The 13189-nt window shown below is 58.4% G+C and carries 10 protein-coding genes and 4 pseudogenes; 2 read left to right on the forward strand and 12 right to left on the reverse strand.

Annotation, left to right across the window (positions count from 1 at the left end):
* Positions 1-164: 164 nt before the first annotated feature.
* Positions 165-685: pseudogene (locus CO667_RS33750) on the forward strand (transposase).
* 364 nt (positions 686-1049) lie between these two features.
* Complete coding sequence (locus CO667_RS36170; RefSeq protein WP_239621050.1) at positions 1050-2183, forward strand: response regulator transcription factor; 1134 nt, start codon at positions 1050-1052, stop codon at positions 2181-2183.
* A gap of 247 nt (positions 2184-2430) precedes the next feature.
* Here the strand turns inward: CO667_RS36170 and CO667_RS33760 are convergent, their stop codons facing one another.
* From CO667_RS33760 to CO667_RS33815, 12 genes and pseudogenes are all read right to left on the reverse strand, one after another.
* Positions 2431-3594, reverse strand: coding sequence for a uridylate kinase (locus CO667_RS33760; RefSeq protein ID WP_096772143.1), 1164 nt, complete (start codon positions 3592-3594; stop codon positions 2431-2433).
* On the reverse strand, positions 3576-4622 hold the full coding sequence (locus tag CO667_RS33765) for an aspartate-semialdehyde dehydrogenase (protein WP_096772144.1): 1047 nt from the start codon (positions 4620-4622) through the stop codon (positions 3576-3578). Before CO667_RS33765 ends, CO667_RS33760 begins: the two co-directional genes overlap by 19 nt.
* Before the next feature lie 351 nt (positions 4623-4973).
* Positions 4974-5987: a 1-aminocyclopropane-1-carboxylate deaminase gene (locus CO667_RS33770; RefSeq protein WP_096772145.1), complete on the reverse strand. Its 1014-nt coding sequence runs from the start codon at positions 5985-5987 to the stop codon at positions 4974-4976.
* Positions 5988-6011: 24 nt separating this feature from the next.
* A pseudogene (locus CO667_RS33775) lies at positions 6012-8440 on the reverse strand (glycoside hydrolase family 2 protein).
* Between the two features lie 67 nt (positions 8441-8507).
* The gene (locus tag CO667_RS33780; RefSeq protein ID WP_096772146.1) at positions 8508-9467 is read right to left on the reverse strand and encodes a DUF1839 family protein; all 960 of its coding nucleotides are present in this window, start codon (positions 9465-9467) and stop codon (positions 8508-8510) included.
* Between the two features lie 2 nt (positions 9468-9469).
* A pseudogene (locus tag CO667_RS33785) lies at positions 9470-10341 on the reverse strand (amino acid--[acyl-carrier-protein] ligase).
* A gap of 5 nt (positions 10342-10346) precedes the next feature.
* Positions 10347-11540, reverse strand: coding sequence for an acyl-CoA dehydrogenase family protein (locus CO667_RS33790; protein WP_096772147.1), 1194 nt, complete (start codon positions 11538-11540; stop codon positions 10347-10349).
* Positions 11540-11791: an acyl carrier protein gene (locus CO667_RS33795; RefSeq protein ID WP_096772148.1), complete on the reverse strand. Its 252-nt coding sequence runs from the start codon at positions 11789-11791 to the stop codon at positions 11540-11542. Before CO667_RS33795 ends, CO667_RS33790 begins: the two co-directional genes overlap by 1 nt.
* Complete coding sequence (locus tag CO667_RS33800) at positions 11788-12096, reverse strand: exopolysaccharide production repressor protein (protein ID WP_342588553.1); 309 nt, start codon at positions 12094-12096, stop codon at positions 11788-11790. Before CO667_RS33800 ends, CO667_RS33795 begins: the two co-directional genes overlap by 4 nt.
* A 120-nt stretch (positions 12097-12216) precedes the next feature.
* Positions 12217-12532, reverse strand: a pseudogene (gene fdxB, locus CO667_RS33805) (ferredoxin III, nif-specific).
* Positions 12532-12735, reverse strand: coding sequence for a CCE_0567 family metalloprotein (locus CO667_RS33810; protein WP_096772150.1), 204 nt, complete (start codon positions 12733-12735; stop codon positions 12532-12534). The pseudogene fdxB and the gene CO667_RS33810 overlap by 1 nt, the downstream one beginning before the upstream one ends.
* A partial coding sequence (locus tag CO667_RS33815) for a NifX-associated nitrogen fixation protein (RefSeq protein WP_097622236.1) occupies positions 12722-13189 on the reverse strand: 468 nt, incomplete at its 5' end. The genes CO667_RS33815 and CO667_RS33810, both read right to left, overlap by 14 nt.

The following is a 13189-nucleotide window of genomic DNA, read 5'->3' on the forward strand; positions in this document are numbered from 1 at the left end:
TCTGGTCCTTTCCCAGCCAGGAAAATGCACCGGAAAACTCTAACCAAAATTGGTCCAGTTTGAAGGGTTCAGATCAATCGAAAGCGCAACCGCATGGGCGCAAATCGCTTCAATCAGAATGCTCACAAGGCGCATCGCAAGATATTGGATATACGAATGAACTTTTGAATCGGGCTCTCAGGTTCTTCGAGCAGCTCTACCGGATCGAAAGGCAGACGCGAGGCGAAAAGCCCGACGCCGGTGAAACGACAGGTGACTGCATTCGCCGATTCCGCCAACAGCACAGCTTGCCTGTCCTCAACGCCCTGAAGACGTGGCTCGACAACATCGCGCCAAAGATCGTGCCGGATACCAAGCTCGGCGATGCCGTCTCCTCACCCTGAACCAATGGGATTACCTGACACGCTACATCAGCGATGGCAGGATGCCGATCGACAACAACATTTTGGAGCGCGAGATCAGAGTTTTTGCCACCGGCAGAAAATCGTGGCTGTTCAGTGATACCTCCGACGGTGCCAAGGCCAGCGCCGTGATCTACAGTCTCATGCTGACCTGCCGTGCCTGCGGATCGACCCGCTCGCCTGGCTGCGCCACACTGCTCACAGAGTTGCCGCAACGGGGCAAAGCGGCCGAAATCGACGACCTGCTGCCGTTCAACTTCTCCAAGACTATTAAGGCCGGATAGAACCGGATCTCGCTACCAATGCGCGAACGTCATCGGTCTTGCCGCCGTCAATGCGCATCGAAAATCGCGCTTACGACTATGCCGCTGCAAGCGCTAGGTCGAATATTGACCATATTTCGGATTCGACAAACCCGACAGTAGGTGTCGGTTTCCAGCCGTTTTTGCTATCAATTGCCACGAACTCCCATGCACCGGCGATTGGAGTATCCGGCCAGGAAACGGCACCCAGGACACCTTCGAGCGGAATTCACACGCGCCATACCACCCGCGCCCCGCATTGTAGCATGTCCGGCGACGTCACAAACGCGACAACAGCACTTACGCCATATTGTTTTTAGAACGTCGGGCTACTTTGGCACGGTGCATGCATGATTGTGAGCAAACCGCATTACCGAGCGAGGAGAAGTCGTCCTGTGATAACACCCATCTACAATACTGTCCCGGCCACTCCCAGGTCGCTCATCCCGATCTGGAAGATACGATTGCTGAGCGGAATCTGCAGGTTGATCAATCCACGATCAACCGCTGCATTGTTCCCGTCTCTACTCACCTGCTGGAGCTGTTCAACGGATGCAACGGCCCCACCGGAAACTGGCATATTGACAAGAACTACATCAAAGTCCGGTCCAATCCGATTGATGCTGACTTGAAAGCATGGTGTCGGCGGCAATCAGTGCGTCGCGTAGCACACTGCTCTTCGTGGCCAAAATTCATATTCGCGACAGAACCACAAATGGAGCGGCCGGTCGAAGGCACATCTGAAGGGTCTACGATGTCGAATGACGCTACTAGTCCGGGTTTCCTGCCACCGCCAATGGTACTGATCGCTGCGGCAGACGATAGCTTTCGCACGTTTTTGGAATACACCGTAAAAAGCAATGGCCTTGTGGTTGCAGGCGTGAGCGATGGCGAGGCGCTTGCGAAGCGCCTCCGGACAACGGCGCCGGATCTGCTGCTTCTTGAATCACGTATACCCGGTGTGGAGACGCAGACGCTCTGTGAACGCCTCCGCTTGGACCGCCGGACGCAGTCAATGTCGATTATCGCGCTTGCGGCCGAAGGTCACGAAGCAAGTCGGCAAGAAATGCTTGAGTCCGGTGCCGACCAGTATCTTTGCAGACCATTCTCGCCCGAGATACTCATGACAAGTATTGGCGCGATCTGGCAGGAAGCGAATCGGGATCCCGCCCTCAGCCCAAGAGAACTCTTGACCTTTCTCGATCTCGAACTGGATGCAAGCAGTTATCGCGTGCGGCGAAATGGACGTACGATTCATCTCGCTCCAATGGAGTTTCGACTGTTGCACCATCTCATGAAGGACCCACATAAGGTGTACTCCAGGGATGAACTGCGGGGCGCGGCTTGGCAACGCGCTGTTCATGTTGGCCCCCGCACCATCGATGTCCACATTGGCCGCTTGCGAGCGGCTCTCAATAAGGCGGGCGGACAGGATCTCATACGCACCGTATGGTCCGTCGGATACGCACTTTCCGATTAGGCACGCGAGGTATTTTGGCTACAGGTAGCTTCGTCGACCTGCCTCCCCCCGCGCCCTCAATTGTACCGATGTTGGAGCTGTTCCATACCATCAAATCAGCTGTGATGTGATTACTGTTCAATGCCGGGAAAGGATGACGAGCAAGCTCAATATTTGCTCATTCCTGCTTCTTACGCGTTGCCCCATGCGCCGGGGCTCCAAGTGTCTCGAGCGACGGTCCCATCCGCTTCGGCACCCCTCGACGGCGTCATTGCGTATTTTCCGGCGCATCCGTACCGATGAGCAACGAACTGTGAGCGGAGCGCTGCTTAGCCGCTCTCGGCGCAACTGGTTCGCCGTCCGTTCCGGGATACAATCGTTCATGGATCTCACGCGCCCGGGAAATCGCCAGCTTATGATCGTCTTCCAAATGGACGCGCAACGTTGAAGAATCGAGCTCTGTCACTGCGGTTCTTGAACCAACGGAGACCGAGCGGTTGCCTGTCAGCGCGACAATCCGAAGGGCAAAATCAACGTCGCTTAAAATGCAAATGCCGATCCCGCGGTTGTCCTCCGTACAGATTGCGCTGATGTCCTCCTGATCAAGAATCGCGCGGAGCTTGTTGCGTTCCGCAAGGCTGCCGCACGATAACACGGCTGCACCGCGAGCCAGTGTCACGGAAGGGGCATTCCCATGCTCTGTGACAATCGTGCCATTAACCACTCCGTCGCTGGTGAGCGATTTGCAAGCAATGGTGACCGAGTGCTTTTCGGCATACTCCACTGCCCTGTGGTGCAGTACTTTTGCGCCATATCTCGACATCCGTGCGATTGTCTCGTAGGCAATCTTTGGAATCAATCGCGCTCCCGGCACAAGATAAGGGTCTGCTGTATAGACACCCGGAACATCCGAGTATATTTCACAAAAGCGCTCTCCCAACATGGAGGCAATTACGATAGCTGTCAGATCAGAGCTATTTCTGCCGAGAAACGTTAACCTGCCCGACTGATCAATTGCCTGTCCGCCCGTGGCAATGACAATGTCATTTCCCCGTAACGCTGCAATAATTGAACTAGGATTTACGCTTTCTATCGAAGCGCGGCCGAAGTCTGAATTCGTACATATTCCAAGGGAATAACCGTTTAAAGACATGACGGGAATCCCTTGCCGGCTCACGGCGGCCTCCAACAGGCAGGCACTGAGCATCTCTCCGGTTGCGAGTGCCGCATCGAGGTTCGATGGTTTTACTTGCTTGTTGACGTCGAGCATGACTGATTTGAGGTTGTCGGTCGTTCCCGACATTGCGCTGACCACGGCAACGATTTTGTTTTCACCGGCTGCGAGTCGCTCGGCTAAATGCCGAGCGACTCGACCGAAGTCTTCAGGATGCCGAAAACTAGAGCCTCCGAATTTTAGAACCGTTGCGTACATGGTCCACCAATCACGTTGTTGGCGATTGCAAGCTTTGCGATGGGAAGTGCGTTAAGCGCCGCTCCAACTTGAAGATTATCTGCGACGATCCAGAGCCAGAGCCCGCACGGATTCTCGGGGTTTACTCTCACGCGCCCGACGTGAACAACCGTAGGATCTTCCAGAAAGCGCGGTGTGGGGTATCCTTCGTGGGTTCCGTCTGCATAGAGCCGGACATCGGACTCTATCGCCAGCAACTCATGAACCCGCTCCAGGGGAACGGGCTCGTGTAGCTCGAGATACACCGCCTCCGAATGGCCATTTACTACGGGAACCCGAACGCAGGTGGAGGTTAACCGCAGATGAGGCAGACCCAAGATTTTTCGAGACTCCTGAACGAGCTTACGCTCTTCTAAAGTCACGCCCTCCGAGGCGATCTCACCAACTTGCGGTATTACATTGAACGCAAGGGGAAAAGGGAAATGCTCCGCGGTTGGCGGCGCTCGTCCAACCAGTGCGGCTCTGGCCCCTTCCAATAGCTCGTCGATCCCTTTCAGGCCGCCCCCCGAAGCGGCCTGAAAGGTGGTCAAAATGATCTGATGGACATCGAATTCAGTGACCAATGGTCTAAGAGCGCGGACCAGCTGAATCGTAGAACAGTTTGGGTTTGCCACTATCCCCGAACGCGGGCGAGCCGCGAGCGCATTAGGACTAACTTGTGGTATGAGGAGTGGTACGTCCGGGTTCATTCGAAAGGCGTTCGAGTTGTCGATCACGAGGGCGCCCTGGGCTGCGAACAGAGGTCCATATTTGGCGCTTACCGCGCCCCCTGCGGAGAATAACGCGATATCGGCTTGGGTATCGTCGATTTCGTCGAGTGGCTCCACGATGCAGATTTCATCTCGAAACCTTGTTTGGCGACCGACCGAGGTGCGGGACGCTAGCAACCGCAAACGAGAGACCGGAAGCTGGCTCGAATCCAGCAACTTTATCAGTTCAGCCCCGACGGCCCCCGTGGCTCCAATGATAGAAATATCCAAGGCTCTCATGATACTCGACCTCCAGAGGGCAGTTCCGGGCAGCTCGCTGCCCGCGTGGCTATGTTCACTGCTCCTATGGAGGCTGTGTCAGGTTCCTGATTGGGTATGGTGGACGATCACCGCCCACACTCTATGTGATGATGGAATCATCAAAAACTACCAGGTTCGGTAGGGGCCGTATTGAATGCACCTGCTATGCATCACATGAAAAAACATTCAGCAAACCGTACTTTTTGTTGGAGGTGCCTGTCACTCAGACCGAGGTTGGCTCTAAACTGGAGATTTCCGAGACTCGCAAGAGCATCTTCGTGGAGCAGTACCACCGCATAGCGCGTGCGCTCGCCGCAACATCGCCTGGCGTCAGCCGTTGCGAAAGGCATAGCTGTAACCGTTGATCGCCGGAACGCCCCCCAAATGCGCATAGAGGACCTTCGATCCTTCTGGAAAAAAGCCCTTCTGCACGAGATCAACCATCCCTTGCATTGATTTGCCCTCGTAGACCGGATCGATGATCATGCCCTCCAGCTGCGCGCACAAGCGGATGGCCTCCTTCGTTTCCTCTGACGGAATGCCATAACTAGGATACGCATATCCCTCGAGCAGAAGCACGTCGTCGTCGTCGATTTCCTTGTCGAGGTCAACGAGCGTTGCAGTATGCCGAGCAATTTTTAGCACCTGCGCCTTGGCTTGGGCGGGGCTTGCGGAGGCATCGATCCCGATCACGTTGCGCTGTCGCCCGTCACTGGCGAACCCGACCACCATGCCGGCTTGCGTCGAACCCGTCACCGTGCAAACCACGATATAGTCGAAGGCAAATCCAAGCTGCTTCTCCTGTGCACGGACTTCCTCCGCGAAGCCGACGTAGCCGAGACCACCAAATGTGTGAACGGATGCCCCGGCTGGTATTGCATAGGGTCTACCTCCTCTTGACTTGACCTCGTCGAGTGCCTCTTCCCAACTGCCGCGGATGCCGATGTCAAAGCCCTCATCGACCAGCCGCACCTCTGCTCCCATGATACGGCTCAAGAGAATGTTACCGACTCGGTCGTAAACGGCATCTTCATGTGGTACCCAGCTCTCTTGGACAAGCACGCATTTCATGCCGATCTTGGCGGCGACCGCCGCGACCATCCGCGTGTGGTTGGACTGCACGCCGCCGATGGAGATAAGCGTATCGGCTTTCGACGCGATCGCAGCGGGGATGATGTATTCGAGCTTGCGAAGCTTGTTTCCGCCAAACGCGAGACCGGAGTTGCAGTCCTCGCGTTTGGCGTAGATTTCCATCTTTCCCCCTAGATGCTTGCCGAGGCGGTCGAGCTTCTCGATGGGCGTAAGTCCAAAGGTGAGCGGGTATCGTTCGAACTTTTTCAGCATGTTCTCTCCAGTGACTTACCTTGATCAGACTTCGACTATTCGCCGGCTACCCAGGGTTTTGATCTGACAGGTGGGAACAGTTTCCGCCGACGTTCCAGTTCTCGGATGAAGCCTCAACCGCCGCATCGGACCCGGCGGTAGGTGGAACCAATCATCCTCCGCCCGATAGGCCTCAAGATCGATCTGTACCGATTGTGCAGCCGGTCGCTGCGCAGATCAAGGAACCAGTGATCGTCCTGATGCGCGACGGAAGCGGTGATTTCGGCCTCATGAAAGGCTTTCGTCCTGCCCAAGGGGAAATAGAAAGCTTCCGCGATCAGCGCCTCGGTGTCGGGCGCTATGAGACGCGCTACCGTGACGTCATGCGACGGCGGGCCGAAGCGGAAGGCATAGGTGGTGTCGAAGAAGGCGCCGAGAGATCGGTGCAGGCGATCTTGCACTTGGCGCGGGCTTCGATCGAGAGGCCAAGCTTACCGCTCACCACTTTTTGACGGCCATCGCGCAGGCAGCGGACCTCGGGATCGAGGTCGAGCGTCACATTGCTCTCGTTGGCCACATGCAAATCGAGACCGTTGGTGCCTTCGTCGGTGAAAAGCACTTGCACGGGCCGAAAGGGGCGGCGCAGCGCATACCATGTTGGCTTCGGTTCTCCGGTCGAATCGATACGCCCCAGCCGGGCCAGGCAATAAATCCTACAGCGTCCAGACCAGAGCGCCGTTGCAGCCCGAACCCTGCCGCCGCCACTCGGCATAACACTCTTCCGCGACTTCGCCGGTGACCGCCTGCGACAGAGCAAGATAGAGATCAGGATCCTCCCGGAGCAGCCGATCCGACTCGAAACCATAGAGCTCGCAAGATAATGATCGCGCACATCCTCAAAATCCCAGGAGGCGCCACGATCGCGCGGCACACGCTCCTTCCATAGCGGGCTTTGGACTGGAGGAACCGAGAGATGCCGCGACAGCTCCGGGCCTGTGGTAATGCGCGAAACCCAAGCTTTCCGCCGCAAAGCGGACGTCAGCGCGGCGTGAGTCATCGAGAGGGCGCATATAGGCTCCGACGCCGACGGCATGGCGCCGCCGAAGGGCGAATTGGCGACATAGGGGATATCCGGCCGAAGCGATCGGGCAACCGCCGGTATGATCTCCTCGACGATGGGGCTCGGCCAGAGTCGCTCCGGCAGGCCGAGCATCGCCGCCTGCTGGTTTCGCTGCCGCCGCAAACGACGGCGAGTGATGGCGACAGTCGCGTGGCGGAAAGGAACTGCGCCACTTCCGCCTCGACATGGGCGTTCAAAGCCTTATCGTCTTTCGGATAGTCGAAATTGGCGAACATGAAATCCCGCCAGACCAGCAGGCCGAACTCATCGCAGAGGCGGAAGAACTCCGGCGTCTCCTAGGCCATAGTGCCGCCAATGCGGATCAGGTTCATACTGGCCTCCGCCGCCAGCCGCAGCCACGGTTCGGAATCGGCGCTACCGCCAGGTAGGCGCACGATATCGGCTGTGATCCAGACCGCGCCACGGCAGAAGATGCGTTCGCCGTTTACCATCAGGCCGAAATCCTGCCATCGGGGCCGCGATCGATCGCCAGCCGACGAAAGCCGGCGCGTCCGAGCGGATGCTCGACATCATCGATGATCAGCGTGACCTCATGGAGGTGCGGTCTTCCATGCGTGCGTGGCCACCATGGCGTCACACTAGGGATCTTCAGGATCGTCGTGCAGCGGCCGTGGCTATCCCGCTCGAAGGCCTGCTTGATCTCGCCGCAGCGAAGGGTGACCTCGCTGACATACCCTTCGATCGAAAGCGAGGCATAGAGCAGTCCCTCGCCATCCTCGAGCAGATCAGACCGCAGCGAAAGGTCGCGAACGATGGGCTTATGCGGATGCAGCAGCGATACCGGCCGCCAGGGTCCGACGGCCTGTCTTTCCGGGCACCAGCCAGGCATATGGCCGAGCAGGGTCGTGCGCACCAGCCGCAATCCCTGCGGCGTGATCATTTGCGGCCGCCAGCGGGCGCGCGGGCCGGGTTCGCCAAGGCCCGGCTCCAGCGCACGGAAGCACAATGCCAGTTCGTCGCCGCCATGAAGGTGAACGGCAAGATCATGGGTTTCGAACATGCTCTCGGAGACGAGAATTTTCTGGCCGTTCAGGAAGACTTCGCAGAGCGTTGCCAGACCTTCCAGCCGCAATACGGCATCGCCGGCATTAACATCGACCAACCGGCAGAGATACCAAGCGTCACGGTCGTTCAACGGATGCGGTTGTTCTCGGTCGAAAAGCCCGGCCTTTTCCAGCGCTTCCGCCACAGTGCCCGGCACAGGTGCCGGGATGAGACCAGCCGAAGGCGATAGATCCGAAGACGAAGCGCAGGCGCCCGCATCCGTCAGAACCAGATTCCAGCCATCGCTCTGCAGCGCGTCGCCGCTGATATCAGCCAAACGCCCTTGCATTGGATCCCCCAACTCAAAACATGATCCCGATAAGTGAAAAGCGACTCTTGGAGGAGATCATGTTCAACTACAGCTTTTGTTGAAGCAGGCCCATCATGGAATCCCATGCATCCACGGCCGGCTCAAGCGCCATCTGCAACGGCTCGAATTTCTTGCGCGTCACAGCTCGGGCAAGCTGGAACTGCACCGATTTCGCCACTTCCGAAATCCGCCGTGCCTCACCAGCCGCCTCAGCGAAATCCGCCGACAGCCAATCGAGATGACTGCCCGCCAGCTCGAAATTGGCCCCGAGCTGGCGCAGCGTATTGAAGGCATATTTATGGAAAAAGCCGAAGGACCGCTCGGCCACCGCTTCCGCCTGGGCCGGGAAAACCGCTGCGAAGGCACGTATGGGGTTGGCCGTGGGGCGGCGGCAGAAATGGAAATCCAGGAGCTGCCGCGATGTTTGCCGAATGGCGGATTCTCCCGGCGCCTTTTCCGGGAATTTAGCAAATTCGGTATAGGGCAGGAACGGGGGATCCTCTTCCGTAAGCTGCAACTGCAACAGTCCGTCGAAATCCTCGCCCGAAAGGCTGAAGAAGCCGCCATTGTGAAAATAGTCGAGCGAACGGCCCGCGATATCAAGCCGATTGATCGCCATCGTCGTCTTGCCGTGCTCGCAGCGATAGCCGACGCCCTGCGTATCCGGCATAAAGAAGGGATCCATCTCCACCAGGCAAAGCCGGCCACGACCGATCTGTTCGGCAACGTGATGCTGGACCTCGTTGTAGATCGCCAGCTCCGTGCAGCGGATGCCGTAGATCGCTTCGAGATCTTCGAGCGGCACCTTGAAGAAGGGGAACTGGTCGCCCTCGAAATCCAGGGTCACAGTGAAGCCGAGCATCGCTTCCGGAGGCAGCCTAAGCGTGTTCAGCACTTCGATCCAGAGGTCGATATAGCAGTTGGTTTCCGGCCACATACGCTCGCTGGCGTGCAGCGCGTGTGACTTATGGGTAACGGGATCGAGGTCCCTGAAGACGGAAGCCATGATCAACCCCACAGTGCCTTGCGCACGCTCTCGGGCCATTCCACGGTATCGAGCCCATGATGATGGAGAAGCGCAAGCGCGATGCGCTCCAGCCCGAAGCCGACACAGGCCGTGTGCGCGACGCTGCCGTCTTCGAGGTTGAGACCCCATTTCGTGCCGAAGGCGTCCTGATGATAGTTGAAGCTCATGCAGGCGGTGGGATTGGCGGACGAGGTGATCGGGATCAGCAGTTCGAACTTCAGGTTCTGGTCGCGCTGATTGTTGGCGAGCATCTTGCCGGCGCGGCCGAAGAACGGATCGTTGGCGATGTCGATCGTCACCTCGAGGCCGACGGCTTTCATCATCTCGACGCCGCGATCCATCCAGCGTTGGCGGAAATCGGTGACATGCTCTTCGGTGCCCATGCAGACATATTCGCGCATCCGGAACAGCTGCTGGCGGGCCGGGTCTTTCGACGGCTCGTGGCGGAAGCAATAGGATTGCAGGTCGAAGAGGCCGCCCGTCTTCGGCAGATTGCCGCGCTTGGCGACCGTCGGATAGAGCGGATAGCAGGCAGCCGGCGTCAACACGATATCGGTCGCTTCCTGCCCCTTGGTCCAGTCCTCGCCGACTTCCATGCATTGCAACAGGCTGACATGGTCGAGTTCGCTGCCGCAGAAGCTGTGCACTGTGCCGGCCAGCTGCGGGAAGCTCTTCATGTAGCCGCTCTTTTCGAAAAAGGCGCGGTTCATGCCGGGCGGAAAACGCATGGCCTCCGCACCGTCGCCGCCGCCTCTTCGAACTGGCCGCTGCGGCCATAGAGCCCGTCGATACCCGTATCGATCAGCAGGCCGGATTCGAAAAGCCGGTCGAGAAACGAGGTCTGCATATCCATGACTGTTACCCCAGTAGGCTAGTGTCCTGCTTGTGGACAAGAAGCATGCTCGACGTATTGCCGAGGATGCGGTCGTTCGAAATCATCAGCTGCGCGGAATGGGCGTCGCGCAGATGGCGTCCCAGGCTGAAGGGCGTGCCGTTCTTGTAGCCCATGATGCCGCAGATCAGCATGGCGTGGTTGACGATCTCCAGGATCGTCTCGGATGAGGCGATCTTGACGTTGTTCATCGCCACGGCAAAGCCCATCGACGACAGCCTGTCGGGATCGGCCTTGGCATGTTCATAGGCCTTGAGGCCGGCAACCACGTTGGATTTCACCATCTGGAGCAGGTTCGACACCTCCGCCAGGCGCAGCGCACCCGGCGGCTGGGCATCCGGCGCCTTGCGGGCAGCGGCGCGCACGAAGGCCTGGGCGCGAGCGACGGCGTCGACCGCAATGCCGTACCAGACACCGCTCCAAAGCAGATGCGAGGAGGCGAGCATGGACTGCGCCGCGATTTCGGCAAAAGGCTTCGGCAGGATCTGCTCTGCCGGCGCTTGTCCCTTGAACAGGAAGCCGTCGGAGCAGGTGCCGCGCATGCCGAGCGTGTTCCAGACGTGCGTTTTCTCGAGCGTGTACTGGTCCTTGAGGAAGGCCGTAAGCACCTGATCGGAGGAAGCCGCCTGGGCATGCGCACGCGAGGTGATGAGAATGGCGTCGGCATGCGAGCCGTAGGAAATGACGGTGGCATCCTTTTCGAGGCGGCAGCTATCGCCATCGACCTCAACCGCACAAATACTGTTGCGCAGGTTTCCGCCGATCCCACCCTCGGTGGTGGCGGAGGCGATCAGCAGTTGCTCGGCAGCAATGCGGCGCATGAAATGGCAATGCCATTGGCTGTCGGCGCCGTGTTCGACAAGGCTCGACAGCTTAATGTGGTGCATGGCGAAGACCATGGCGCTCGCCGCGCAAGCCTGGCCGAGCATCGAGCACAATTCGGCGATCTCGGTGATCGAGGCCGATTCACCGCCGAGATGGTGCGGCACCTGAATGCCGAGCAGCCTTTCGGCGCGCATCGCATCTACAGCTTCGCGCGGGAAACGGCCTTCGGCATCGACTGCGTCAGCATATTTGCCGGCGATCGCCGCGACGCGTGCGGCGCGCACCGCCGCCGCGTCTCCGGCCCTGGCTTCAATCAGAGCGCCCGCGACGTTCATCAGACGACCTTTCGGCTATCCAGGATCATGCCAACCGTCTTTTCGATGGCGACGATGCTGGCAAAGGATTTACGGTTCAGCAGATTGTCGGGAAACTCGATATCGAAAGCCTCTTCGATGCGGAGCATGAGTTGCACCGACGCAAAGGAAGACAGCCCCGCCGCATAGAGATCGGCGTCGTCGGCAATCTGATCCATTGTGACGGGGAGCGCATCACACTTGGCCAGCAAATCGCGAATAGTCTCATTCATCCTGGAGTCCCTCTAGGCAATCGCAAACACGGTAACGGCGTCTTATCCTGAGCCGAGAGGTAATAGTGAAAGGCCACCCAAGGGAGCGCCGATACTCGGAGGGTTTGACCCGGTTGGAGCGCGTCGGAGCCTTCATTTGTCGCCCTCATGATACGCTTGCGACTGATAGCGTCCTTCCTGGCAATGATCGACCGCTTAGCCCTTTGGCGACCGCTCTGAGCGCGGCTAGACCGCCAGATGAGAAAGAGCATGCTTGCGAAATAAGCCACTTGAAGAAGGAGCCAAGCACCCATCGTTTTGACCATTACGATGCGGATGGAATGCGAGACGAAGTAGCTCGTTGGGGCGCTGGCGCCGACGACGAGCAGCAGGAGGAGACAAAAGATTCTGAAGGGCAACACTGTTCTCCTGATTTGTTCGCAAGATCACGCAGCAACCTTGTCTGCGGCAACATGAGTCTGGCAGTTCTTCGGGCAGACGCGGCCACAGGCTCCGCAGCCAATGCAACAGCCGGCATGGTCGACGACCATCAATGCGATTGAGCTCGCCATCGAAGTCGTCGTCCTGGCCGTCGCAGATGCCGAGGATTTCACCGGTGTCATCGATTCCGTGAAGGTGCATGACCTCGCGCGAGCAGACCTTAAAGCAGCGGCCGCAACCGATGCAGGTCGTGCCATCGATAGCGGTCAGATATTCCGGCATCCATCTGGAGCCATCGCGGGTAACGAAAATTGGGCCCATCATCGTGAGTTCTCCAATGCGCCGAGCTCTCGTTTCGCAGCCTCCAACTCGGCAAAAACCCCGAACGTCTTCTCGGCGACCGCCTTGATCTCGGTCCAGTTGACCGGGAGGTCCTCGGCTAGGTCGTGCAATTCCATCTTCGCATTGCCCGCCCGCGACTGCAGCTTGCGGACCTTCTTCTGTAGTTTCTCAAGGTCTGACATGATCTCCTTCCTCAAAAACCGGCTCATCACGCCCGCGCCACATTGGGACTGCGATCGCATCGTCGACCAATTTTGTGCCCACCTCGGCGAGTTTCCCAAGCATCTCAAAGCCGAACCGGTGGACATCGCGTAGGGTCTTCGACAGAACGACCAACCGTCCGGTCGTGAGAACCACGCGGCCAAAGCCCTCATGGCCGATCGTCATGATCGGCGATGCCACCAGGCCGCATCGCTCTTCGATAACAAGTCCCACGCAACTGTAAAAATTCTGGAGCCTCCACAGCACGTCCGGATCGGGATCGCCGATGATCGGGATCTCACGGCGCTGCTCCTTGGCGAGGATGAAGTCGGCCAGCAGGTCAGCGTCCGATTTGCCTTCCCACGCCCCATGGGCATCCTGAGCGCGGATGAGCCTTATGAGGCATCTGAGAAAAGGGGTGGCGAGATCCCCATC

The organism is Rhizobium sp. L43, assembly GCF_002531725.1.
Classification (GTDB): domain Bacteria; phylum Pseudomonadota; class Alphaproteobacteria; order Rhizobiales; family Rhizobiaceae; genus Rhizobium.

What these genes read in the sequence shown, in the direction of transcription:
- CO667_RS36170 (WP_239621050.1), top strand. Translation starts at nt 1,050, where the DNA reads ATGCATGATTGTGAGCAAACCGCATTACCGAGCGAGGAGAAGTCGTCC.
- CO667_RS33760 (WP_096772143.1), bottom strand. Translation starts at nt 3,594, where the DNA reads ATGTACGCAACGGTTCTAAAATTCGGAGGCTCTAGTTTTCGGCATCCT.
- CO667_RS33765 (WP_096772144.1), bottom strand. Translation starts at nt 4,622, where the DNA reads ATGAGAGCCTTGGATATTTCTATCATTGGAGCCACGGGGGCCGTCGGG.
- CO667_RS33770 (WP_096772145.1), bottom strand. Translation starts at nt 5,987, where the DNA reads ATGCTGAAAAAGTTCGAACGATACCCGCTCACCTTTGGACTTACGCCC.
- CO667_RS33780 (WP_096772146.1), bottom strand. Translation starts at nt 9,467, where the DNA reads ATGGCTTCCGTCTTCAGGGACCTCGATCCCGTTACCCATAAGTCACAC.
- CO667_RS33790 (WP_096772147.1), bottom strand. Translation starts at nt 11,540, where the DNA reads ATGAACGTCGCGGGCGCTCTGATTGAAGCCAGGGCCGGAGACGCGGCG.
- CO667_RS33795 (WP_096772148.1), bottom strand. Translation starts at nt 11,791, where the DNA reads ATGAATGAGACTATTCGCGATTTGCTGGCCAAGTGTGATGCGCTCCCC.
- CO667_RS33800 (WP_342588553.1), bottom strand. Translation starts at nt 12,096, where the DNA reads ATGGTCAAAACGATGGGTGCTTGGCTCCTTCTTCAAGTGGCTTATTTC.
- CO667_RS33810 (WP_096772150.1), bottom strand. Translation starts at nt 12,735, where the DNA reads ATGTCAGACCTTGAGAAACTACAGAAGAAGGTCCGCAAGCTGCAGTCG.